The sequence below is a fragment of the Streptomyces flaveolus genome (assembly GCF_000716535.1).
GTDB lineage: Bacteria > Actinomycetota > Actinomycetes > Streptomycetales > Streptomycetaceae > Streptomyces > Streptomyces flaveolus_A.
Map to the genome: position 1 here is coordinate 42970 of NZ_JNWV01000030.1, position 23026 is coordinate 65995.

The 23026-nt window shown below is 70.6% G+C and carries 22 protein-coding genes; 13 read left to right on the forward strand and 9 right to left on the reverse strand.

What is annotated here, in order from left to right; genetic code table 11:
- Positions 1-57: 57 nt before the first annotated feature.
- Positions 58-1263, reverse strand: a complete 1206-nt coding sequence (gene fasR, locus OO52_RS30280) for a fatty acid biosynthesis transcriptional regulator FasR (protein WP_030649481.1) — start codon at positions 1261-1263, stop codon at positions 58-60.
- A 141-nt stretch (positions 1264-1404) separates the two neighbouring features.
- On the opposite strand from fasR, the gene OO52_RS30285 reads away from it, so the two are divergent.
- Positions 1405-2058: a pirin family protein gene (locus tag OO52_RS30285; protein ID WP_030649478.1), complete on the forward strand. Its 654-nt coding sequence runs from the start codon at positions 1405-1407 to the stop codon at positions 2056-2058.
- On the opposite strand, the gene OO52_RS30290 is transcribed toward OO52_RS30285, so the two are convergent.
- Both OO52_RS30290 and OO52_RS30295 read right to left on the reverse strand, forming a co-directional pair.
- Positions 2055-2876: a serine hydrolase domain-containing protein gene (locus tag OO52_RS30290; RefSeq protein ID WP_030649475.1), complete on the reverse strand. Its 822-nt coding sequence runs from the start codon at positions 2874-2876 to the stop codon at positions 2055-2057. The two genes, OO52_RS30285 and OO52_RS30290, sit on opposite strands and share 4 nt — an antisense overlap.
- 19 nt (positions 2877-2895) lie before the next feature.
- A complete protein-coding gene (locus OO52_RS30295; protein ID WP_030649472.1) occupies positions 2896-3372 on the reverse strand; it encodes a GNAT family N-acetyltransferase in 477 nt (158 codons plus the stop codon).
- A 97-nt stretch (positions 3373-3469) separates the two neighbouring features.
- Here OO52_RS30295 and OO52_RS30300 point away from each other — a divergent pair, with 97 nt between their 5' ends.
- Positions 3470-3925, forward strand: a complete 456-nt coding sequence (locus OO52_RS30300) for a MerR family transcriptional regulator (RefSeq protein ID WP_030649469.1) — start codon at positions 3470-3472, stop codon at positions 3923-3925.
- Here OO52_RS30300 and OO52_RS30305 read toward each other — a convergent pair whose 3' ends face one another.
- The 3 genes from OO52_RS30305 to OO52_RS30315 all read right to left on the reverse strand — a co-directional run bounded on the left by OO52_RS30305 (position 3926) and on the right by OO52_RS30315 (position 6811).
- Positions 3926-4774: a DUF4429 domain-containing protein gene (locus tag OO52_RS30305; protein WP_030649466.1), complete on the reverse strand. Its 849-nt coding sequence runs from the start codon at positions 4772-4774 to the stop codon at positions 3926-3928.
- 66 nt (positions 4775-4840) lie between these two features.
- Positions 4841-6058, reverse strand: a complete 1218-nt coding sequence (locus OO52_RS30310) for an alpha/beta hydrolase (RefSeq protein ID WP_030649463.1) — start codon at positions 6056-6058, stop codon at positions 4841-4843.
- 126 nt (positions 6059-6184) lie between these two features.
- The gene (locus OO52_RS30315) at positions 6185-6811 is read right to left on the reverse strand and encodes a TetR family transcriptional regulator (protein ID WP_030649460.1); all 627 of its coding nucleotides are present in this window, start codon (positions 6809-6811) and stop codon (positions 6185-6187) included.
- A 113-nt stretch (positions 6812-6924) separates the two neighbouring features.
- Between OO52_RS30315 and OO52_RS30320 the strand changes: the two genes are divergently transcribed.
- Together OO52_RS30320 and OO52_RS30325 are read left to right on the forward strand one after the other, a co-directional pair.
- Positions 6925-8544 (forward strand): MFS transporter, encoded by a 1620-nt coding sequence (locus OO52_RS30320; RefSeq protein ID WP_030649457.1) that lies wholly within the window; start codon positions 6925-6927, stop codon positions 8542-8544.
- 239 nt (positions 8545-8783) lie between these two features.
- On the forward strand, positions 8784-9089 hold the full coding sequence (locus OO52_RS30325; RefSeq protein WP_030649454.1) for a hypothetical protein: 306 nt from the start codon (positions 8784-8786) through the stop codon (positions 9087-9089).
- Here OO52_RS30325 and OO52_RS30330 read toward each other — a convergent pair.
- A complete protein-coding gene (locus OO52_RS30330; RefSeq protein WP_051818719.1) occupies positions 9086-9907 on the reverse strand; it encodes a potassium channel family protein in 822 nt (273 codons plus the stop codon). The two genes, OO52_RS30325 and OO52_RS30330, sit on opposite strands and share 4 nt — an antisense overlap.
- Before the next feature lie 131 nt (positions 9908-10038).
- Entirely contained in the window at positions 10039-12786 is a 2748-nt protein-coding gene (aceE, locus tag OO52_RS30335; RefSeq protein WP_030649449.1) for a pyruvate dehydrogenase (acetyl-transferring), homodimeric type, read from the reverse strand.
- Between the two features lie 394 nt (positions 12787-13180).
- Here aceE and OO52_RS30340 point away from each other — a divergent pair, with 394 nt between their 5' ends.
- From OO52_RS30340 to OO52_RS30365, 6 genes are all read left to right on the forward strand, one after another.
- On the forward strand, positions 13181-13618 hold the full coding sequence (locus OO52_RS30340; protein WP_030649446.1) for a DUF3052 domain-containing protein: 438 nt from the start codon (positions 13181-13183) through the stop codon (positions 13616-13618).
- A gap of 125 nt (positions 13619-13743) precedes the next feature.
- On the forward strand, positions 13744-14202 hold the full coding sequence (locus OO52_RS30345) for a peroxiredoxin (protein WP_030649443.1): 459 nt from the start codon (positions 13744-13746) through the stop codon (positions 14200-14202).
- Positions 14203-14340: 138 nt separating this feature from the next.
- On the forward strand, positions 14341-14916 hold the full coding sequence (locus OO52_RS30350; protein ID WP_014672465.1) for a TerD family protein: 576 nt from the start codon (positions 14341-14343) through the stop codon (positions 14914-14916).
- 113 nt (positions 14917-15029) lie between these two features.
- Positions 15030-15608 (forward strand): TerD family protein, encoded by a 579-nt coding sequence (locus OO52_RS30355; RefSeq protein WP_030649440.1) that lies wholly within the window; start codon positions 15030-15032, stop codon positions 15606-15608.
- A gap of 49 nt (positions 15609-15657) precedes the next feature.
- A complete protein-coding gene (locus tag OO52_RS30360; RefSeq protein WP_030649436.1) occupies positions 15658-16797 on the forward strand; it encodes a DUF475 domain-containing protein in 1140 nt (379 codons plus the stop codon).
- A gap of 88 nt (positions 16798-16885) precedes the next feature.
- Positions 16886-17623, forward strand: a complete 738-nt coding sequence (locus OO52_RS30365) for a TerD family protein (RefSeq protein ID WP_030649434.1) — start codon at positions 16886-16888, stop codon at positions 17621-17623.
- A 23-nt stretch (positions 17624-17646) separates the two neighbouring features.
- Here the strand turns inward: OO52_RS30365 and OO52_RS30370 are convergent, their stop codons facing one another.
- A complete protein-coding gene (locus OO52_RS30370; RefSeq protein WP_030649431.1) occupies positions 17647-18366 on the reverse strand; it encodes a TerD family protein in 720 nt (239 codons plus the stop codon).
- 176 nt (positions 18367-18542) lie between these two features.
- Between OO52_RS30370 and OO52_RS30375 the strand changes: the two genes are divergently transcribed.
- The 3 genes from OO52_RS30375 to OO52_RS30385 are packed head-to-tail and all read left to right on the forward strand — an operon-like array spanning position 18543 to position 23012.
- On the forward strand, positions 18543-19709 hold the full coding sequence (locus OO52_RS30375) for an HpcH/HpaI aldolase/citrate lyase family protein (protein ID WP_030649429.1): 1167 nt from the start codon (positions 18543-18545) through the stop codon (positions 19707-19709).
- Positions 19710-19749: 40 nt separating this feature from the next.
- Complete coding sequence (locus OO52_RS30380; protein WP_030649426.1) at positions 19750-22197, forward strand: phosphoribosyltransferase; 2448 nt, start codon at positions 19750-19752, stop codon at positions 22195-22197.
- Complete coding sequence (locus tag OO52_RS30385; RefSeq protein WP_030649422.1) at positions 22197-23012, forward strand: hypothetical protein; 816 nt, start codon at positions 22197-22199, stop codon at positions 23010-23012. Before OO52_RS30380 ends, OO52_RS30385 begins: the two co-directional genes overlap by 1 nt.
- Positions 23013-23026: the final 14 nt, after the last annotated feature.

Genomic DNA, 23026 nt, shown 5'->3' on the forward strand with positions numbered 1-23026 from the left:
GCCCGTGAGGACAAGGACGAAGAACACGAAGGGCTTTTGTGGGCCTCCGACAAAACCCTATGCCTGGGTATCAGCGTCGGCCAGACGCCCCAGGATGAGCGCGATCCGTAGTGTGAACGCGGATCGTACATCCGAAGGCGACCAACCGGTGACGTCAGTCACACGTCGGAGCCGGTAGCGCACGGTGTTCGGGTGAACGAAGAGCATCCTCGCCGCGCCTTCCAGGCTGCTCGCCTGCTCCAGGTACACACTCAGGGTTTCCAGGAGCGCCGAGCCCGCCTCCTCCAGTGGTCTGTAGATCTCCTCCACCAGCTGCTCACGGGCGCTCGGATCACCGGCGATGGCCCGCTCCGGCAGCAGATCGTCCGCCAGCACCGGACGCGGCGCGTCCTGCCAGGCGGAACAGGCCTTCAGCCCCGCGGCGGCGGCCTGCGCGGACCGGGTGGCGGCCAGCAGATCGGGTACGACGGGTCCCGCCACGACCGGGCCGGCGGCGAACGGCCCGATCAGCGACTTGGCCACGGCGAGCGGATTGGCGCTGCCCCCGGCGACGACGACCAGCCGGTCGCCGAGCACCCCGGTGAGCACCTGGAGCTTGGCGTGCCGGGCGGCCCGCCGGATGGCCTCCACCGTCAGCTCGCTGTCCCCGTCCGGCGCGGTCCCGAGCACGACGCAGACGTGCTCCGGCGAGTTCCAGCCCAGCGCGGCGGCCCGGCTGACGGCCCCCTCGTCCGCCTCCCCGCTCAGCACCGCGTTCACGACCAGCGACTCCAGTCGCGCGTCCCAGGCACCCCGTGCCTCGGCGGCCTGGGCGTACACCTGGGCGGTGGCGAAGGCGATCTCCCGGGCGTACACGAGCAGCGCCTCGCGCAGCACGCTCTCGTCGCCCGGCGCCGCCACCTCGTCGATGGCGGACTCCATGACCTCGATGGTGGTCCGCACCATCTCCACGGTCTGCCGCAGCGTGATGGCCCGGGTCAGCTCCCGCGGCGCGGTCCCGAAGACGTCCGTCGAGATCGCCTGCGGCGCCTCCGGGCGCCGGAACCACTCGGTGAACGCCGCGATGCCCGCCTGGGCGACGAGGCCGATCCAGGAACGGTTCTCCGGGGGCATGGCCCGGTACCACGGCAGGGTCTCGTCCATGCGCGCGATGGCCTGCGCGGCCAGGCTCCCGGAGGACTTCTCCAGTCGCCTCAGGGTCGCGGCGTGCGGATGGACGTCGTGGGCTGCGGGATCGCCGTTGTGGGATTCGGGTTCGGGCACGGGGACAAGACTGCCTTATCGGGCCGGGCCCGTGCGCCGCCGGGGCTGGCTTGACGGCTCGGCCGCCTGGGAACGGCGGGCGAAGGCGGGCTCTCCCCCTTGGTGGATCGCGTGCTCGGCCCGGCTACCGTGGTGCGCGTGATGGACGTACGGCGCGCCGGTGAGCGCTATCGCGGAGGGGATCCCGGGGCCGGGATCGACACCCGGCACGCCTTCTCCTTCGGCCCGCACTACGACCCGGACAACCTGCGCTTCGGCGCGGTGATCGCCTGCAACGAGGAGCGGCTCGCGCCCGGCGCCGGCTTCGACGAACACCCGCACAGCCACACCGAGATCGTCACGTGGGTGGTCGAGGGGGAGCTGACGCACCGTGACTCCACGGGCCACGAGACGCGGGTCCGGCCCGGGGACGTCCAGCACCTCAGCGCGGCGGCGGGCGTGCGGCACGTCGAGCGCAACGACGGGGACGTCCCCCTGACCTTCGTGCAGATGTGGCTGACGCCACGCGAGCCCGGCGGCGACCCCTCCTACGACCTCGTCCCCGGCATCGCCGACTCCACGCCGTACGCGGTGCCCGCCGCCGGCGCGATGCTCCACGTGCGCCGCCTGGACCCCGGTGAGCGGACCGCGGTCCCGGACGCGGCGTACGTGTACGCGCACGTGGTCCGGGGAGAGGTCCGGCTGGCCGCGGAGGAACTGGGCCCCGGCGATGCGGCGAGGATCACAGGGGCGGAGGGCCTGGAGGCGGTGGCGGCGACGCCGACGGAGCTGCTGCTGTGGGAGATGACGGCTTAGCCGCGCGCCTCGGCGAGCACCGCGTCCGTGAAGGGCGGCCACGCCTCGGCCGCCCAGGGGCCGAACGCGCGGTCCGACAGGGCGACCCCGGCGAGCCCGGCATCCGGGTCGACCCACAGGAACGTACCGGACTGCCCGAAATGCCCGAAGGTGCGGGGCGAGGAGGAACTCCCCGTCCAGTGGGGGGACTTCCCGTCGCGGATCTCGAAGCCCAGCCCCCAGTCGTTCGGGTTCTGGTGGCCGTATCCCGGCAGGACCCCCTTGGTCCCCGGGTACTGCACGGTCATCGCCGCCGCCACCGTCCGCGCGTCCAGCAGCCTCGGCGCCTGCACCTCCGCCGCGAACCGCAGCAGATCGCCGACCGTCGACACCCCGTCCTTCGCCGGCGACCCCTCCAGCGACGTCGACGTCATCCTCAGCGGCTCCAGCACCGCCTGCCGCAGGTACTCCGCGAACGGGATCTCCGTCGCCTTGGCGATGTGGTCCCCGAGCTGCTCGAACCCGGCGTTGGAGTACAGCCGACGCTCCCCGGGCGGGGCCGTCACCCGGTGCTCGTCGAAGGCCAGCCCGGAGGTGTGCGCGAGAAGGTGACGAACGGTCGACCCGGGCGGCCCGGCCGGCTCGTCCAGCTCGATCGCGCCCTCCTCGTACGCGACGAGCGCCGCGTAGGCCGCCAGCGGCTTGGTGACGGAGGCCAGCGGGAAGCGGTGCCCGACGGGACCGTGCGTCCCGAGGACGGTCCCGTCGGCTCGTACGACGCCCGCCGCGGCGGTGGGGACGGGCCAGTTCTCGATCAGCGCCAGGCTCTGCAACGACATGCGTCCGAGCCTATGCGGCTCACAGCAGCAGCCGCATCGACGGGTCGGGGTCGCGTGTGAAGCCGAGGGACGTGTACAGCGGCTCGGCCTCCGGCGAGGCGTTCAGCAGCACGTGCCCGGCACCCCGCGCCCGGAACCAGGCCAGCAGCTCCTCCATGCACGCGCGGGCGTACCCGCGCCGCCGGGCGTCCGGGTCGGTCGCCACGCTGAAGACGTGCCCGACCCGCCCCCGGGGATTCCCGGCCTTGCCGATGCGGTACTCCACCGTCCCCGCGACCAGCGCGGCCAGCGCCCCCGGCCGGCCGGGACGCTCCACGACGAACGCGGCGAAGTCCCCGTCCTCCTCGGCGAGCCGCTCCCGCAGCGTCGGCAGCGACTCCGCGTGCCACTCGGTCGATCCCGGACCTCCTCCGCTCCACAGGGAGTCGATCATCACCTGGCGCAGTCGCACCACTTCGGCGGCGTCCTCGGGCCGGGCCCGGCGTACAAGACTCATGGGTCGCACGCTAATCAGCCGCCCCGGGTGCCGTCCCGCGGATTTCTCGGCGAACCCGCTTGCTTGGAGTGCACTCCAAGGCCATAGCGTGGGGGCCATGACGGTGATGCAGACCACGCCAGCGGCCACCGAGCACGCCACCCCCGCCGACATCTGCTCCGCCCCGCCCCGGCGTCACCCCCGCCCCGACGGCCAGGACCGCTACACGATCAGCGAGGTCGTCGCGTTCACCGGCCTGACCGCGCACACGCTGCGCTGGTACGAGCGGATCGGGCTGATGCCGCACGTGGACCGCTCGCACACGGGCCAGCGCCGCTACAGCAACCGCGACCTGGACTGGCTGGACTTCGTGACCAAGCTCCGCCTGACCGGCATGCCGGTGGCGGACATGGTGCGCTACGCGGAACTCGTCAGGGAGGGCGACCACACCTTCGCGGAACGCCGTCAACTGCTGGAGTCGACCCGCAGGGACGTCCTGTCCAGGATCGCGGAACTCCACGACACCCTGGGCGTCCTGGACAGGAAGATCAGCTTCTACGGGCGGGAGCGGTAGCTACAGCTCGGCCAGCAACTCGGCCTTCTTGGAGGAGAACTCCTCGTCGGTGACCAGCCCCGCCTGGTGCAGTTCCCCGAGATGCCGGATCCGCTCGGCGATGTCGGCGGGGTCACGCCGTGCCGGGGCCGGTACGGCGGGTACCGGCCCACGCGTGCGCACCGCCGCCAGCACGGCCGCGGCGAACGGCAGTGACTCGTGCACCGGCCCGTACCCCAGCCCGAACACCACCGACGCCGGATCCTGGTCCGGCTGCGCGGAACGGGCGGAGCCCGGGTCCCGGGGCACCAGCCGAAGGTGCCCCTCGAAGATCTCCGGCGACCGCCACTCCACCCCGCTCAGCTCGCCCACCGGAAAGCTCTGGTCGCCGGCCTTCCACTTCGCCGAGGACGCCCCGGTCCAGGACCAGCGGAACTGCACGGACGTCCCGTCGAAGGACGCCTTCCCGTCGTACGCCTTGAACTGCAGCGGCGCCTCGGGTGCCGCCACCAGATGCCGCTCGACGGGCCCCGACTCGGTCAGCAGGCCCTTCAGCTCGTCGGCGTAGTACTCGGCGAGCGTCTCCCGCTCGGCCGGCAGCACCAGCCGGTAGGGGTCGGAGCCCTCCTTCAACTGGCCGTCGGCCGCCTCCATCAGCGGATCGGCGCCGGGCCGTGGCGTCAGGCGCAGGACGACCGTGCCGCGCTTGCCCGGGGCGAGGGTCACGCCCTCGACCGCGGACAGCGGGATGCGGCGCTCGCCGAGTGCCTGGAACAGCTTCGGTGTTCGAATCCCCCGTTCGTAACGGATGAGCACGGAGTCGGACTCGAACTCCCAGACGGCATGAAAACCCGCCAGTACGTCACCCATGCGGCTCATCGTATGCGGCACGTGCTCCTCCGTCGCCACCCGCGCAGACCGCACTTCCTGGTGTTTCTACGCGCGTCCGGCCGTCACCGTGCCGGACAGACCGGACCGGCACGCATCGTTCTCCTGTGCGCACGTCACCGCGTCGTACGCGCCCACGCCGATGTCGGCGAGGTTGCGCAGGCTGTCCGTGCCGGGCTGGAAGTAGCCGCTGTGCCCCTGGGCGTCGCGGGCCGACAGCACCCGCGCGCCGAACGCCGAGGAGACCGGGTCGGCACCGTGGCCGAGGCCGCCCAGCTCCAGGTACGGAACGTCCTGCACCCAGTCACTGGCGTCCCGCATGGCCCACACCCGGGCCGTCGTGCCCAGGTGGGAGGCCTTGGCGACGCGCATCCCGGGGCTCGCGGCCACCGCTATGTCGGCGACCCGGCGGGGCATGCCGTGTGCGGCGACCCCGCAGACCACCGAGCCGTAGCTGTGACAGAACATCGACACCGGCGCCCGGCCGGGCAGCGCGTGCAGCAGCGCGTTCAGCCGTACGGCCCCCTCCTCGGCGCGCAGCCCGGTGGCCGCGTCCACCCCGAGCCCGTCGGGGGAGGTGTAGTCCGCCCAGGCGATCACGGCCGTACGGGTCCGGGGGCTCGCCGCGCGCTCGGCCGCGTACAGGGCCTTGGCCATGCCGACCGGGGCGCTGTACTTGCGGTTCGTCCGCTGGAAGGTGAGCAGGTCGGTGTCGACGCCGGGGACGACGATCGAGATCCGCTGCGCCTCGGTGAGGTTGCCGAAGACCTCGGCGACCCGGCCCGAGCCCTCGGGGTCGAAGGCCAGGATGTGCCGGCCGGCGGTCAGCAGGGACGCGTAGCGGTCCATCCGGCGGGCCGCGTCCTGCTGGCCCGCCGTGCTGAGCCGGCTGTCGTGCATGCGCGTGTGCTCGACCTGGCGGGCCTGCTCCAGCGCGATGCGGTTGGCCCGGTAGCGCAGAAGGACGGGCGCGCCGTTCATGTTGCCGACCGCCAGCGGATAGCGGTGGGCGAGGCGGTCGCGGTCGTGCGGGGTGAGCGAGGCGAAGAAGCGGGCCAGCCGGGCCGGCGCGGATTCGGGGTCCGGCAGGCGGAGGCCGTGGAGGTGGCCGTGTTCCCACTTGGTGAGCGAGGCCTGCAGGGCTGTCGACTCCCGGTGACTGCGCAGGGCGGTCCAGCCGGTGGTCGCGAGCATCACGAACACGACGGCCAGCGCCAGCAGTGCGCGCCAGACGTTCCATTGCGGGGAGGTGTCGAAGGAAGTCACTGGGAGGACACACTAGGAGAACGGGAGGGTCTCGGGGTAACCGAGTGGCAGAGATCACGTTTCGGTGGTAACCGAACACCGCGCCGTCGTTCCGCCGGACACGGTCCCGGCGATCTGCCAACGATCTCAGGCGCCGCGCCAGTTACCCGTGAGCGCCGAACCCACCTGATCGAGGTACGCCGCGCTGAGCGTTCGGAGCGCTTCCGGGCCGAAGTCCTCGCGCGCGCAGCACTGCCGTTCGGTGACCCGGATCACCCCGGCGAACACGGCCACCGCCAGCCGGGGGCGCGGATCGGTGTCCACGTCGACGCCCTCCCGCTCGGCCAGTACGCGTGCGATGGACTCCTCGGTCGCCGCCGACCGGCGCAGATGGGCGGCGAGCAGCGCCGGCGTCGACTCGATCGTCCGGTACATGCGCAGGTACAGCTCGACCGGGACGATCGACTCGACGGTCTCGCGTATCGCGTCCCAGCCCTCCAGGAACGCCTGCCGCAGGGCCTTCATCGGCGCCTCGTGCGGCGGACGCGCGCGGACGGCCGCCACGTAGGCCGCCTCCGTGATCTCCTGCACCGCGAAGGCCACGTCCTCCTTGCCCGCGAAGTAGCGGAAGAAGGTGCGCTGCGAGACGTCCACGGCCTCGGCGATCTCGTCGACGGTCGTGTGCTCGTAACCCTGGGTGGTGAACAGTTCGAGAGCGGCCCGCAGCAGCGATTCCCGTGTACGCCGCTTCTTGCGCTCGCGCAGCGTCTCCATGGCCTCTCTCCTGTGCGTGTCCGGCCGGCCCAGCCTATGCGCCGATGTCGTGTCAGTAACCGACGAGTGAATTTGTTTGTCAACTGTCAGTGACTGTCACTAGCCTGAGAAGTATGACTAGTCAGACCACCGTCGACGCGACGGGGCCGGGGGGCAAGGCGCCGGCGGCCCCGTCGGGGCGCCCGTCGGCCCAGGGCCTGCGCGGCCACCCGTGGCTCACCCTCATCACCGTCGCCGTAGGGGTCATGATGGTGGCCCTCGACGGCACCATCGTGGCCATCGCCAACCCGGCCATCCGTGACGACCTCAACGCGTCCTTCGCGGACGTGCAGTGGGTGTCCAACGCCTACTTCCTCGCCCTCGCGGTCACGCTGATCACCGCGGGCAAGCTCGGTGACCGCTTCGGCCACCGGCAGACCTTCCTCATCGGTGTGACCGGCTTCGCCGTCGCGTCCGGTGCCATCGGGCTGTCCGGCAGCATCGCCGCCGTCGTCACCTTCCGTGTCTTCCAGGGCCTGTTCGGCGCGCTGCTGATGCCGGCCGCGCTCGGAGTGCTGCGCGCCACCTTCCCGGCCGAGAAGCTGAACATGGCCATCGGTGTGTGGGGCATGGTGATCGGCGCGTCCACGGCGGGCGGCCCGATCCTCGGCGGTGTCCTCGTCGAGCACGTCAACTGGCAGTCGGTCTTCTTCATCAACGTGCCGGTCGGTGCCCTCGCGCTGCTCCTCGGCGCCATGATCCTGCTCGACCACCGGGCCGAGAACGCCCCGCGCTCCTTCGACCTCCTCGGCATCGCCCTGCTGTCCGGCGCGATGTTCTGCCTGGTCTGGGCGCTCATCAAGGCCCCGACGTGGGGCTGGGGCGACGGCAAGACGTGGGCGTTCATGGCCGGGGCCGTGGTGCTCTTCGCCCTCTTCGCCTTCTGGGAGACGAAGGTCGCCGAACCGCTGATCCCACTGGGCCTGTTCCGCTCGGTGGCCCTGTCGGCGGGTGTCGTCCTGATGGTCCTGATGGCCATCGCCTTCCTGGGCGGCCTGTTCTTCGTGACGTTCTACCTGCAGAACGTCCACGGGATGAGCCCCGTCAACGCCGGCCTGCACCTGCTGCCGCTCACCGGCATGATGATCGTCGGCTCGCCGCTCGCCGGCACCGCGATCACCAAGCTCGGCCCGCGCGTCCCGCTGGCCTTCGGCATGGCCGTGACCGCCGTCGCGCTGTACGGCATGTCGACGCTGGAGCCCGACACCGGCAGCGGTCTGATGTCCCTCTGGTTCGTCCTGCTCGGCCTGGGCCTCGCGCCGGTCATGGTCGGCGCCACCGAGGTCATCGTCGGCAACGCCCCCCTGGAGCTGTCCGGCGTGGCCGGCGGCCTCCAGCAGGCGGCCATGCAGATCGGCAGCAGCCTCGGCACGGCGGTGCTGGGCGCGGTGATGGCCTCCAAGGTCGACCGCGATCTGCCGGGCAACTGGGCGGACGCGGGGCTGCCGAAACTGACCCCGGATCAGTTGGACAAGGCCTCCGAGGCGGTCCAGGTCGGCGTGGCCCCGGTGACGAAGGGCATGCCGGAGCCGGTCGTCGCGAAGATCACCGCGGTCGCCCACGACACCTTCATCTCCGGCATGAGCCTCGCCTCCCTGGTCGCGGCCGGCGTGGCGCTGGTCGCCGTCCTCGTCGCGCTGTTCACCAAGCGGGGCGCGAACGCGGAGGCGGGCGTGGGCGTGGGCCACATCTGAACCCGGTCCCTCCGCCTCTTCTCGGCGGAGTTCCCCTATCAGGGTGACGTCGCTAAAGATCGCTCGCCCCCGGCACGCGCCGCAGGTCACAGTGGGTCAAGTCCTCCGCAGGACATGGGAGGACGGCCGGGCCGCGGCGCGCGCTGCTGGAGGGGGGCAGCGCGCGCACGTCTGCCGACGCGGAACCGGGGTACCCGCACAACGAAGCCGAACTGTCCACACACCCCAGGGAGTTGATGATGGCAGGCTTCGGGCGAGGAACGCACGGGTACCCCCGGTCACGCGGCCGCACGTGGCAGCGGACCGGGCCGGACCGGGCGACGCTCGGGATCATCGGGGCCATCTGCGCGGTGGCCGGCTTTTTCGCGCTGGGCATCGTCCTGGGCCCGGTGGCGATGTTCTGCGGCTGGCAGTCGATGGGGCGCAAATGGTCCAACGACGGCCATGTCCCCGCACTGGTCGCCCTGATCCTGGGCGCCATCGACACGCTGCTCGCCATCGTCGCCCTGGCGGGCGCGGCGACGTGGAGCCACGGGCTCCTCTAGCCGACGGCGTCTCGCCGCAGGGGCGTGGGCGCGTTGGCGGCCGCGGGCACGTCGTGGCCGCCCGCGCGGCTCTCCCCGGCCCCTTTGGGGCGTTCGTGTTCGGCCAACCGGGCCACCTCCGCCCGCAGCAGCCGCACCTCTTCGGCCAGGGCGGCGATGGCCTCGGTCTGCCGGCGCTCCTCCACGTCGTCCTTCTCGAAGCGCGAGATGAACCACGCGGCGATGTTCGCGGTGACGACACCGAGCAGCGCGATCCCCGACAGCATCAGCCCGACGGCGATCATCCGCCCCAGCCCGGTCGTCGGCGCGTGGTCCCCGTACCCCACGGTCGTCATCGTCGTGAACGACCACCACACCGCGTCACCCAGTGTCCGGATGTTCCCGTCCGGTGCCTCCCGTTCCACGGACAGCACCGCCAGCGACCCGAACATCAACAGGCCGACGACGGCCCCGACGACATAGGTGGTCAGCCGGATCTGCGGAGCCATCCGCGCCCGCCGGCCGACCAGCAGCAGCGTGGACACCAGCCGCAGCAGCCGTAGCGGTTGCAGGACCGGCAGGACCACCGCGCACAGGTCGGGCCAGTGCTGCCGTACGAAGTCCCGCCGGTGCGGGGCGAGGGCCAGCCGGACCAGGTAGTCGAGGGCGAACGCCGCCCACACCACCCACTCGACACCCGTGCACACGGTCGTCAGGGAGTGACCGGCGGAGGCGTCCACGATCGGCACCGCGTACGCCACGGCGAACGCCACCGCGAGCGCCAACAGCGGCCGCTGGGTACGCCGCTCCCACCGCGCCTGCGCCGACAGTTGATCCATGCCCCGCATAGTAAAGAAACCGTAACGACAGCGCGCACCGAAGGGGCGCGGGGAACTGCGCGATCGACCCCCACCGGCCCGCAGATCCCCACGGCCCCCGCGCCCTCGTCGGCCGAAGCCGAGCGCAGCGGCTACGCGTCGCCGCCCGCCGCCCCCGGATCCGCCGCCGAGACGTCCAGCAGCTGGTAGCGGTCGATGGCCTGCTTCAGTACGGAGCGGTCGACCTTGCCCTCGCGGGCCAGCTCGGTCAGCACCGCCACCACGATCGACGGGGCGTCGATGTGGAAGAAGCGGCGCGCCGCGCCCCGGGTGTCGGCGAAGCCGAAGCCGTCGGCGCCCAGGGACTGGTACGTGCCGGGGACCCAGCGGGCGATCTGGTCCGGAACCGAACGCATCCAGTCGGACACGGCCACGAACGGCCCCTCGGAACCGCTGAGCTTCCGCGTCACGTACGGCACCCGCTGCTCCTCCTCCGGATACAGCAGGTTGTGCTGCTCGCACTCCACGGCCTCGCGGCGCAGCTCGTTCCAGGAGGTCGCGGACCACACGTCCGCCCTGACGTTCCACTCCTCGCCGAGGAGCCGCTGCGCCTCCAGGGCCCACGGGACCGCCACGCCCGACGCCATGATCTGCGCCGGGACGGAGCCGCCCGTGCCCTGCTTCAGCTTGTGGACGCCCTTGACGATGCCCTCGACGTCCACGCCCGCCGGCTCGGCCGGGTGCTGGATGGGCTCGTTGTAGACGGTGAGGTAGTAGAAGACGTCCTCGCCGTGCGGGTGCTCGGTCGAGCTGCCGTACATCCGGCGCAGGCCGTCCTGCACGATGTGCGCGATCTCGTACGCGTACGCCGGGTCGTACGCCACGCACGCCGGGTTGGTGGAGGCCAGGAGCTGGGAGTGGCCGTCCGCGTGCTGGAGGCCCTCACCGGTCAGGGTCGTACGACCGGCGGTCGCACCGAGGACGAATCCGCGCGCGAGCTGGTCGGCCATCTGCCAGAACTGGTCACCCGTGCGCTGGAAACCGAACATCGAGTAGAAGACGTACACCGGGATCAGCGGCTCGCCGTGCGTGGCGTACGCCGAGCCCGCCGCGATCAGGGACGCCGTGCACCCCGCCTCGGAGATGCCGTCGTGCAGCATCTGGCCGGTCGGCGACTCCTTGTAGGCCAGGAGCAGCTCGCGGTCCACCGACTCGTACTGCTGGCCCAGCGGGTTGTAGATCTTCGCGCTCGGGAAGAAGGAGTCCATGCCGAACGTGCGGTACTCGTCCGGCGCGATCAGCACGAACCGCTTGCCGATCTCCTTGTCCCGCATGAGGTCCTTGAGGAGGCGCACAAAGGCCATGGTCGTCGCGATGGACTGCTGGCCCGTGCCCTTCTTCACGGTCGCGTACGCCTTGTCGTCCGGCAGGGCGAGAGGCTGGGAGCGGACGATCCGGGTCGGGACGTAACCGCCGAGGCCCTTGCGGCGGTCGTGCATGTACTGGATCTCCTCCGAGTTCCGGCCCGGGTGGTAGTACGGCGGCGGGCCGGACTCCAGCTCCTTGTCGGAGATCGGCAGGTGCAGACGGTCCCGGAAGCGCTTGAGGTCGTCGACCGTCAGCTTCTTCATCTGGTGCGTGGCGTTGCGGCCCTCGAAGTTCGGGCCCAGCGTCCAGCCCTTGATCGTCTTGGCCAGGATGACCGTCGGCTGCCCCTTGTGCTCCTTGGCCGCCTTGAACGCCGCGTAGATCTTGCGGTGGTCGTGGCCGCCGCGGCCGAGGTGCAGGATCTGCTCGTCGGTCATGTTCTCGACCATCGCGCGCAGGCGCAGGTCGTCGCCGAAGAAGTGCTCGCGGATGTAGGCGCCGGACTCGGTGGCGTACGTCTGGAACTGGCCGTCCGGCGTGATGTTCATCTTGTTGACCAGCACGCCGTCCCGGTCCTGCGCCAGCAGCGGGTCCCAGGTGCGGTCCCAGATCAGCTTGATCACGTTCCAGCCGGCGCCCCGGAAGACCGACTCCAGCTCCTGGATGATCTTGCCGTTGCCGCGGACCGGGCCGTCCAGCCGCTGGAGGTTGCAGTTGACCACGAAGGTCAGGTTGTCCAGGCCCTCGCGGGCGGCCAGGGTGAGCTGGCCGAGCGACTCCGGCTCGTCCATCTCGCCGTCGCCGAGGAACGCCCACACGTGCGACCTGGAGGTGTCGGCGATGCCGCGCGCCTGCATGTAGCGGTTCATCCGCGCCTGGTAGATCGCGCCGAGCGGGCCGAGGCCCATGGAGACCGTCGGGAACTCCCAGAAGTCCGGCATCGAGCGCGGGTGCGGGTAGCTGGACAGGCCGTCCGGGTACTTCGACTTCTCCTGCCGGAAGCCGTCCAGCTGCGCCTCGCTGAGCCGGTCGAGCATGTACGCGCGCGCGTAGATGCCGGGGGAGGCGTGGCCCTGGAAGAAGACCTGGTCGCCGCCGTCGCCCTCGTCCTTGCCGCGGAAGAAGTGGTTGAAGCCGACGTCGTACAGCGAGGCGGAGGAGGCGAAGGTGGCGATGTGGCCGCCGACGCCGATGCCCGGGCGCTGCGCGCGCGAGACCATGACGGCCGCGTTCCAGCGGGTCGCGTTCAGGATCTTGCGCTCGATCTCCTCGTTGCCCGGGAAGAACGGCTCGCTCTTGGTGGGGATCGTGTTGACGTAGTCCGTGCTGCGCATCTCGGGCACGGCCACGCGCCTCTCGCGGGCGCGCTCGATCAGACGCAGCATGAGGTAGCGGGCCCGCTCCCGGCCGCGCTCGTCGACGGCGGCGTCCAGGGAGTCGAGCCACTCCCGGGTCTCTTCGGGATCGAAGTCAGGAACCTGACTCGGAAGGCCGCCAATGATGATCGGATTGCGATCGGATCCGGAAGCCACGCTGTTCCTTACCTGTCAGAGGGCCAGTTTCTGCACCTGCCTACACCGTTCCCCATCGTGTACCTCGGGAAGGCGTACGTCACCCGCACCGTCATCTGCACCGGTCAAAACGCAACGATACGCCCGGGGTGTGACGTGCATGGCAAAGTTGTTCGAGCGTCGTAACCCCGGATGATTCTGAAGGTGACAAACCGGGCACATCGGTGTGATGTGGGCCACGTGGAATCGAGATACGGTGCTGGGAGTTGCGGCGACACGGCCGGGATCGTCACCGTTTCGGCGGTCCCGACGGCCGGGTACTTGCGCGATCCGCCCCGCCCGTGTGGACTACGGCCAATGCTTCGCGCACGCGCGTGGCTGAGATACTTACCAAGACATGATCAGGAGGCAACCCGTGAGCGCGACCGCGGACCACGCGGAGGAGCGGACGAACCCTGCCGCCAGGCTGGGGTTCCAGCCCGGGCAGGTGGTCCAGGAGATCGGCTACGACGACGACGTCGATCAGGAGCTCCGCGAGGCCATCGAGGAAACCATCGCAGGCGACCTCATGGACGAGGACTACGACGACGTGGCCGACGCCGTTGTGCTGTGGTTCCGTGACGACGACGGCGACCTGACGGATGCGCTGGTGGATGCCACCACGTACATCGAAGAGGGCGGCGCGATCCTGCTCCTCACGCCGAAGACCGGCCGTGCGGGGTATGTGGAGCCGAGCGACATCCAGGACGCCGCCACGACGGCCGGCCTGACCGCTTCGAAGAGCGTCAGCGTCGGCAAGGACTGGAGCGGCAGCCGGCTGGCGACGCCGAAGGCGGCCAAGTCCAAGAGGTGACCGTCCTCGGACGGGCTGGACATCGCCCCAGCCCGTCCGGGAGTCCCCGGTGTCCGCTGCGTAGGGTGGAGCCGAGCGTCCTGCCGCGCTCTCACCCATGCAGCCCACCGAAGGGAAGCACGACGATGGCGATCCAGGTCGGCGACAAGGCGCCCGACTTCGAGCTGAAGGACAACCACGGCCGGACCGTGAAGCTCTCGGACTTCCGCGGCCGGAAGAACGTGGTCCTGCTCTTCTACCCCTTCGCCTTCACCGGCGTGTGCACCGGCGAGCTGTGCGAGCTGCGCGACAACCTGCCCAGGTTCGAGGACCGCGACACCCAGCTGCTCGCCGTCTCCAACGACTCCATCCACACCCTGCGCGTCTTCGCCGAGCAGGAGGGCCTGGAATACCCCCTGCTGAGCGACTTCTGGCCGCACGGCAACGTCTCGCGCGCGTACGGCGTCTTCGACGAGGACAAGGGCTGCGCCGTCCGGGGCACCTTCGTCATCGACAAGGAGGGTGTCGTGCGGTGGACCGTGGTCAACGGCCTGCCGGACGCCCGCGACCTGAACGACTACGTGCAGGCGCTCGACGCTCTGTGAGCGGACCGCGCACGACACCTGTGATTCTTCGGGTCCAGGGTCTGCGGGGCGCGGGAACCCGTCACTAGGATCGGCACGTTGATCCCATATCCGAAGCACGACGGGGCTCCCCGCCCCTGAACACCACATGGAGGACCCGTGGGAGTCAGCCTCAGCAAGGGCGGCAACGTATCGCTGACGAAGGAGGCCCCGGGCCTGACCGCCGTCATCGTCGGCCTGGGGTGGGACGTGCGCACGACGACCGGCACGGACTTCGACCTCGACGCCAGCGCGCTGCTGCTGAACAACTCCGGCAAGGTCATCAGCGACCAGCACTTCGTCTTCTTCAACAACCTCAAGAGCCCCGACGGCTCGGTCGAGCACACCGGTGACAACCTCACCGGTGAGGGCGAGGGCGACGACGAACAGATCAAGGTCAATCTGGCCGGTGTCCCGGCCGACGTCGACAAGATCGTGTTCCCGGTGTCGATCTACGACGCCGAGAACCGCCAGCAGTCCTTCGGCCAGGTCCGCAACGCCTTCATCCGCGTCGTGAACCAGGCCGGCGGACAGGAGATCGCCCGGTACGACCTCAGTGAGGACGCCTCCACCGAGACCGCCATGGTCTTCGGCGAGCTGTACCGGCACGGCGCGGAGTGGAAGTTCCGCGCCATCGGCCAGGGCTACGCGTCGGGCCTGCGTGGCATCGCGCAGGACTTCGGCGTCAACGTCTGACACGAAGGACGTGTGAGGCCCCACAGCCCGTGAGACCGGCGCCGCTCCCGTTTAGGGGCGGCGCCGGACGCGCAGGACAACCAGGGAAGCACCACCAGGGGAGGACCAGCATCATGGGTGTCACGCTCGCCAAGGGAGGCAATGTCTCCCTCTCCAAGGCCGCACCGAACCTCACCAACGTCATGATCGGACTGGGCTGGGACGCGCGGTCCACCACCGGCGCCCCCTTCGACCTGGACGCCAGCGCGCTGCTGTGCGGGGCCGGAAACCGGGTACTGGGTGACGAGTGGTTCGTCTTCTACAACCAGCTCACCAGCCCCGACGGCTCCGTGGAGCACACCGGTGACAATCTCACCGGTGAGGGCGAGGGCGACGACGAGTCGATCCTGGTGGACCTCGCCAAGGTGCCGCCGCAGTGCGAGAAGATCATCTTCCCCGTCTCCATCCACATGGCGGACGAGCGCGGGCAGACCTTCGGCCAGGTCTCCAACGCCTTCATCCGCGTCGTCAACCAGGCCGACGGCCAGGAACTGGCCCGCTACGACCTCAGCGAGGACGCCTCCACCGAGACCGCGATGATCTTCGGCGAGCTGTACCGCTACCAGGGCGAGTGGAAATTCCGTGCAGTGGGTCAGGGGTACGCGTCGGGGTTGCGCGGCATCGCTCTAGACTTCGGAGTCAACGTTTCGTAAAACTCGGTACGGCTCGGGGGAGACCCGTACACACACGATGGGGTAGCCAGTGCTTCTGAAAACCTTCGGCTGGTCGTTCGCGGTCACCGCGCTCGGTCTGGTCGCGGCGGCGTTCTACGGGGGGTGGACCGCCTTCGGCATCGTGGCGATCCTGGCCGTCCTGGAGATCTCGCTGTCCTTCGACAACGCGGTGGTCAACGCCGGAATCCTGAAGAAGATGAACGCCTTCTGGCAGAAGATCTTCCTCACGGTCGGCGTCCTCATCGCCGTCTTCGGCATGCGGCTGGTCTTCCCCGTCGTCATCGTCGCGATCAGCGCCAAGATGGGTCCGATCGAGGCCGTCGACCTGGCGCTCAACAACAAGGACCGCTACCAGCAGCTGGTCACCGACGCCCACCCGGCGATCGCCGCGTTCGGTGGCATGTTCCTGCTGATGATCTTCCTCGACTTCATCTTCGAGGACCGGGACATCCAGTGGCTGCGCTGGATCGAGCGGCCCCTGGCCAAGCTCGGCAAGGTCGACATGCTGTCGGTCTGCATCGCCCTCGTCGTCCTGCTGATCACGTCGTTCACCTTCGCCACCCACGCCCACCAGCACGGCGGCGCCCACGTGGACAAGGCGCAGACGGTCCTGATCGCCGGTATCGCCGGCCTGATCACCTACATGGTCGTCGGCGGCCTCTCGGGCTACTTCGAGGACAAGCTGGAGGAAGAGGAGGAGCGCGAGCACGAGGAGGAGGAAGAGGCCGCCCGCACCGGCAGGCAGAAACCCGCGATCGTGCTGGCCGGCCAGGCCGCGTTCTTCATGTTCCTCTACCTGGAGGTCCTGGACGCGTCCTTCTCCTTCGACGGCGTGATCGGCGCCTTCGCCATCACCAACGACATCGTCCTGATGGCCCTCGGCCTCGGCATCGGCGCCATGTACGTCCGGTCGCTGACGGTCTACCTGGTCCGCCAGGGCACCCTCGACGACTACGTCTACCTGGAGCACGGCGCCCACTACGCCATCGGTGCCCTCGCGGTGATCCTCATGGTCACCATCCAGCACGAGATCAACGAGGTCATCACCGGCCTCGTCGGCGTCGTCCTGATCGCGGCGTCCTTCCTCTCCTCCGTCCGCCGCAACCGCGCCCTGGCCGCGGCGGGCGAGGGCAGCGACGAGAAGGCCGAAGTCTCCTCCGGGGTGTGACACCCCGGACGGTGAGGAACGCTCTGAGCGGGGCGGCCGACACGGTCGGCCGCCCCGTCGGCGTCACAACAGGTACCTGGGGGCGGGAATGGGTTTCTTCGACGGACTGCTGGGCGGGCGCGCCGCCGACTTCGACTCGGGCAACGCGTCGAGCAACGCCATAGAGCTGACCAGGCGGCACCAGACGGTGTCCCTCACCAAGCAGGAAGCGGCCACCGGCCACTTGCGCGTCAACCTCTCCTGGCGGATGCGGACCTCCGACTTCGACGGAGCCCAGCGCACCAGCCTGTTCCGGCACCCCTTCAAGGCCCTGAAGCCGCCGGAGGTCCTCGGCCACGGCCAGAGCATGGTCAACGTCGACCTGGACCTCGGCTGCCTGTACGAGCTGGCCGACGGCACGAAGGGGGTCGTACAGCCCCTCGGCGGCTATCTCGGCGACGTCAACGCACCGCCGTACATCAAGCTCAGCGGCGACGACCGGTTCGGCTCGGCGTCCGGCGAGACGATGTACGTCAACCTCGACCACCGCGACGCCCTCAAGCGACTGCTGGTCTTCGTCTACATCTACGACCAGACCCCCGCCTTCGACCGTACGCACGCCGTCGTGACCCTCTACCCCAGCAACGGCCCCCGCATCGAGATAGGCCTGGACGAACGCCACCCCCAGGCGCGCTCCTGCGCCGTGGTCATGATCGAGAACATCAAGGGCGAACTGATCGTCCGCCGCGAGGTGAAGTTCGTCTACGGCTTCCAGGGCGAACTGGACCGCCTCTACGGCTGGGGTCTCCAGTGGGGCAGGGGCTTCAAGACGAAGGTGGACAGGTGACCACCGCCCGCTTCCGCGGGTGACTACCGCCCGATGAACTGCGGCCCCTGCGGCGGCAGCCGGAAGTACGCGTCCGCCGCCACAGCCGCCGGCGCCGACATCGGCTGCGGATAGCCGTACGCGGGCGGCTGCGCCGGAACCGCTGCCGTCGGCTGCTCCGGAGGCAACGGCTGGGACGAGGCCGGCCCCTCCTCCATCTCGGACTCGTCCACCGAGATGCCGAAGTCCGTGGCGAGCCCCTTCAGCCCGTTCGAGTAGCCCTCACCCAGCGCCCGGAACTTCCAGCCCTCACCGCGCCGGTACAGCTCACCGCAGATCAGCGCCGTCTCCGCGCCGGTCTCTGGCTTGATCTCGAACCGGGCCAGCGCCTCCCCGTCGGCGGCCGCCGCGTCGTACAGCAGGATGCACAGCGCCGGCACCTGGTCGAAGGCGACCCCGTCCGCGGAGGCGACCAGCAGGATCCGGCCGACCCCCGGCTCCACCCCGGAGAGGTCGGTCTGGATCGTGTCCGTCAGCCCCTCGGCGATCCGCTTCTTGCCGAGCCGCCACACCTTCCCGGAGGGGTGCCGGGGCTGGTTGTAGAAGACGAAGTCCTCGTCGGAGCGCACACGGCCGTCCGGACCCAGCAGCAGCGCCGACGCATCCACGTCCGGGACCCCTTGCCCGGGCGTCCAGCGCAGCACGGCGCGCACCGTGGTGGCTTCCAGCGGGACGTTCGACCCTTTCAGCATCGCGTGCGTCATGCGGTCATCCTGCCCTCTCGGTCCTGGTCACGACAATGCGGGGGGCGGTGCCGCCGACATGGGCGAGTTACCGGAAATTCATGCCCACAGGGAACCCCGGACACGGATCCCTACGTACTATTACCGGCCACCCTTTACCGAACCCACAGGCTCGGCCCGCACCCTGAGGGAGTCCTATGCGTCATTTCGGGCACATCGCCCCCGAGGTGCGGCAGCGCCTCTTCCACCAGGAGCCGTGCGCGTTCACCGCCGACTCCCCGGCCCGGCTGCTCTCCGCGGCCCTGGGCGCCACGCTGTACAGCCCGGCCACCCGGCCCCGGCTCGCCGACGACATCGTCAAACAGGCCGGCAACGGCGTGGTCTCGATGGTGCTGTGCCTGGAGGACTCGATCGACGACGCGGACGTCGAGCCGGGCGAGGAGAACCTCGTGCGGCAGTTCGCCGACCTCGCCGCCCGGCCCGGCACGGAGCCGCCCCTGCTGTTCATCCGGGTGCGCACCCCCGAGCAGATACCGGACCTGGTCCGCCGCCTCGGCCCCGCCGTGCGCCTGCTGTCCGGCTTCGTGCTGCCCAAGTTCACCGAGGAACGCGGCATCCCCTTCCTGGAGGCTTTGACCGCGGCCGAGAACAGCAGCGGCCGGCGGCTCTTCGCCATGCCCGTCCTGGAGTCCCCGGAGCTGCTCTACCGCGAGTCCCGGGTGGAGACCCTGGAGGGCATCTCCCGCGCGGTCGGCAAGTATCGGGACCGGGTGCTGGCCCTCCGCCTCGGCGTGACCGACTTCTGCTCCTCCTACGGCCTGCGCCGTGCCCCCGACATGACCGCCTACGACGTCCAGATCGTCGCCTCCGTGATCGCCGACGTCGTGAACATGCTCGGCCGCGCCGACGGCACCGGCTTCACCGTCACGGGCCCGGTCTGGGAGTACTTCCGCGTTTCCGAACGGATGTTCAAGCCGCAGCTGAGGCAGAGCCCCTTCCTGGAGGTGCAGGCCGTCTCACTCCGCGAGAAGCTGATCGAACACGCCATGGACGGACTGCTCCGGGAGATCTCCCTCGACCAGGCCAACGGCCTGCTCGGCAAGACCTGCATCCACCCGTCCCACGTCCTGCCCGTGCACGCACTCTCCGTGGTCAGCCACGAGGAGTTCAGCGACGCGCAGGACATCCTGCGGCCGGAACGCGGCGGCGGGGGTGTACTCCGGTCGGCCTACACGAACAAGATGAACGAAGTGAAACCGCACCGCGCGTGGGCCGAGCGGACCGTGTTGCGCGCCGAGGTGTTCGGCGTCGCCAACGAGGACGTCGGCTTCGTGGAACTGCTCGCCGCCGGCATACCCGGCTGAACCCTCCTCCGCCTCCACCCGACGCCTCTCCAAGGAACGAATGAACAACGCAGTGAACGACGGGGTCTGGTCCGGCAGCTGGGTCGCCGAGCGACTCGGGGTCGGACTCGTGGGCGACGACGGCCTGCCGGCCCTGCTCGGGCTCGCGCTGCGGCGCAACCCCAAGCGGGCGCACCTGCTGGTCTCGAACGTCCTCGGCAAGCACGTGCCCCAGTCCCCGGCCGTGGTGTACGAGTACGGCTTCCGCCTGGGCCGACGGGTGGCCGCGCTGCTCGGCGAGGAGGGAGCGGGGGCCGTCGTCCTCGGCTATGCGGAGACCGCGACGGGGCTGGGGCACGCGGTCGCCGACGGGCTGGGCGCGGTGCCGTACCTGCACTCCACGCGGCGGCCGGTACCCGGGGTCGCCCTGGCGGGCGGCTTCGAGGAGTCGCACTCGCACGCCACGTCGCATCTCCTGCTGCCGGAAGACCCTGCCCTGCTGGCCGGGGACGGGCCGCTGGTGCTGGTGGACGACGAGTTCTCCACCGGTAACACCGTGCTGAACACCATTCGTGACCTGCACGAGCGGTATCCGCGCGAGCGGTACGTGGTGGTCGCCCTGGTCGACATGCGGTCGGCTGAGGACTCCGCACGGTTGGAGCGGTTCGCGCGGGAGATCGGGGCCCGGGTCGACGTGATCGCCGCCGCGTCCGGGACCGTACGGCTGCCCGAGGGGGTGCTGGAGAGGGGGCAGCGGCTGGTCGCGGAATGTGAGTCCGCCGGGTGCGGGGCCGCCCGTGGCGGGGCGCCACAGCCAAGGCCCGTCACCAGGGTCGACCTGCACTGGCCGCCCGGGCTCCCCGACGGCGGCCGGCACGGGTTCACCCCCGCCCACCGGGCCCGGCTCGAAGCGGCGCTCCCCTCCCTGGCCGGGCGAATACGCGAGGCACTGCCCGTCGGCGCCCGGCGCGTTCTGGTGCTCGGGTTCGAGGAGCTGATGTACGTCCCGCTGCGGCTCGCCCAGGAGGTGGAGCGGGGGACGGACGCCGAGGTGCGGTTCTCCACCACCACCCGGTCGCCCGTGCTCGCGGTCGACGATCCCGGCTACGCCATCCGCAGCCGCCTGGTCTTCCCGGCCCACGACGACCCGGCCGACGGGCCCGGCGAGCGGTACGCCTACAACGTGGCCGGTGCCGGCTTCGACGCCGTCGTCGCCGTGGTCGACTCCGTCGCCGACACCCCCGCCCTGCACGCGCCCGGCGGCCTGCTGGCCGCCCTGGCCGCGCACGTCCCGCACGTCCTGCTCGCGGTCGTACCCTCCTACGTCCCGCACGCTCCCGAAAGGCCGGTCATGCTGCCCGAGCCCCTCCGTGGCCCCGCGTTCTCCTCGTACGCGCCGGAGGAGGTCGGCTGGCTGCTCCAGGACCTCTCCGACGTGACCCTGGAGGCGCCGACGGAGGAGCGGGAGGAGGCCATCCAGAGCGGCGGCGCGCACTACGCCGAGTCGCTGCCGGTGGAGTACCAGCCCAGCGCGCAGTACCAGGAGCTGTTCCACGCGGCCCTGGACGCCTCCGCCGCCCGCCTCGCGCAGGCCGTCGGTGTCGTGACCGAGACCGTACTCACCGAGCGGTCGCCCCGCCCGGTGCTGGTCTCCCTGGCCCGCGCCGGCACCCCGGTCGGCATCCTGATGCGCCGGTGGGCCCGCTTCCGGCACGGCCTCGACCTGCCGCACTACGCCGTGTCGATCGTGCGCGGCCGGGGCATCGACGCCAACGCGCTGCGCTGGCTGGCCGACCGCCACGACCCCCGGGACGTCGTCTTCGTCGACGGCTGGACCGGCAAGGGCGCCATCACCCGGGAACTGGCCGAAGCCGTCGAGGAGTTCGAGCGGAAGGAGGGCGTCACCGGGTTCGACCCGGAGATCGCCGTCCTCGCCGATCCCGGCTCCTGCGTCCGCACCTACGGCACCCGCGAGGACTTCCTCATCCCCTCCGCGTGCCTCAACTCGACCGTCTCCGGGCTGATCTCGCGTACGGTGCTGCGCGCCGACCTGGTCGGTCCGCACGACTTCCACGGCGCCAAGTTCTACCGCGAACTCGCGGACGCGGACGTCTCCGTGGCCTTCCTCGACGCCGTCGCCGCCCGCTTCCCCGAGGTGGCCGACGGCGTGGACGGCGCGGTGAAGGAGCTGCTGGCCGCGGACCGCACCCCGACCTGGGCGGGCTGGCGCGCGGTCGAACGGATCAGCGAGGAGTACGGCATCCACGACGTCAACCTCGTCAAGCCCGGCGTCGGCGAGACCACCCGGGTGCTGCTGCGCCGGGTGCCGTGGAAGATCCTCGCGCGGGCGGGCGCGGGCGCGGACCTGGACCACGTGCGGCTGCTCGCCGAGCAGCGCGGGGTGCCGGTGGAGGAGGTGGACGACCTGCCGTACACCTGCGTCGGGCTGATCCATCCCAAGTACACGCGGGGCGCCACGGGCGCCGACGGCAAGGCGGTGAACGTCTGATGCCGGTGCTGGTGGCGAGCGACCTGGACCGTACGCTGATCTACTCCTCGGCGGCTCTCGCGCTGACCATGCCGGACGCACGGGCGCCCCGGCTGCTGTGCGTGGAGGTGCACGAGGCGAAGCCGCTGTCCTACATGACCGAGACCGCGGCCCAGTTGCTGACCGACCTCGGCGACACGGCCGTCTTCGTGCCGACGACGACCCGGACGCGCAAGCAGTACCAGCGGATCAACCTGCCGGGCCCGCCGCCCGCGTACGCGATCTGCGCCAACGGCGGCCATCTGCTGGTCGACGGGGTCACCGACGAGGACTGGCACGCGAGCGTCCAGGCGCGGCTCGCCGACGAGTGCGCGCCGCTGGCGGAGGTCAGCGAGCACCTGCTGCGGTCCGCCGACCCGGTGTGGGTGCGCAAGCACCGGATCGCCGAGGACCTGTTCGCCTATCTGGTGGTGGAACGCGAGCTGCTGCCCGGGGAGTGGGTGAAGGAGCTGGCGGTGTGGGCGGAGAACCGGGGCTGGACGGTGTCCCTGCAGGGCCGGAAGATCTACGCCGTACCGAAGCCGCTCACCAAGAGCGCGGCCGTCCGTGAGGTGGTCCGGCGTACCGGCGCGCGGCTGACACTGGCCGCCGGTGACTCCCTGCTCGACGCCGACCTGCTGCTGGCCGCCGACCGGGGCTGGCGCCCCGGCCACGGCGAACTGGCCGACACCGACTGGACGGCACCGGAGATCAGCGCCCTCCCCGAACGGGGGGTCCTGGCGGGAGAGCGGATCCTGCGGGAGTTCTTGAAGGCGACCCGCACGGCGGCACCTTAGGGGCGCGGGGCTTC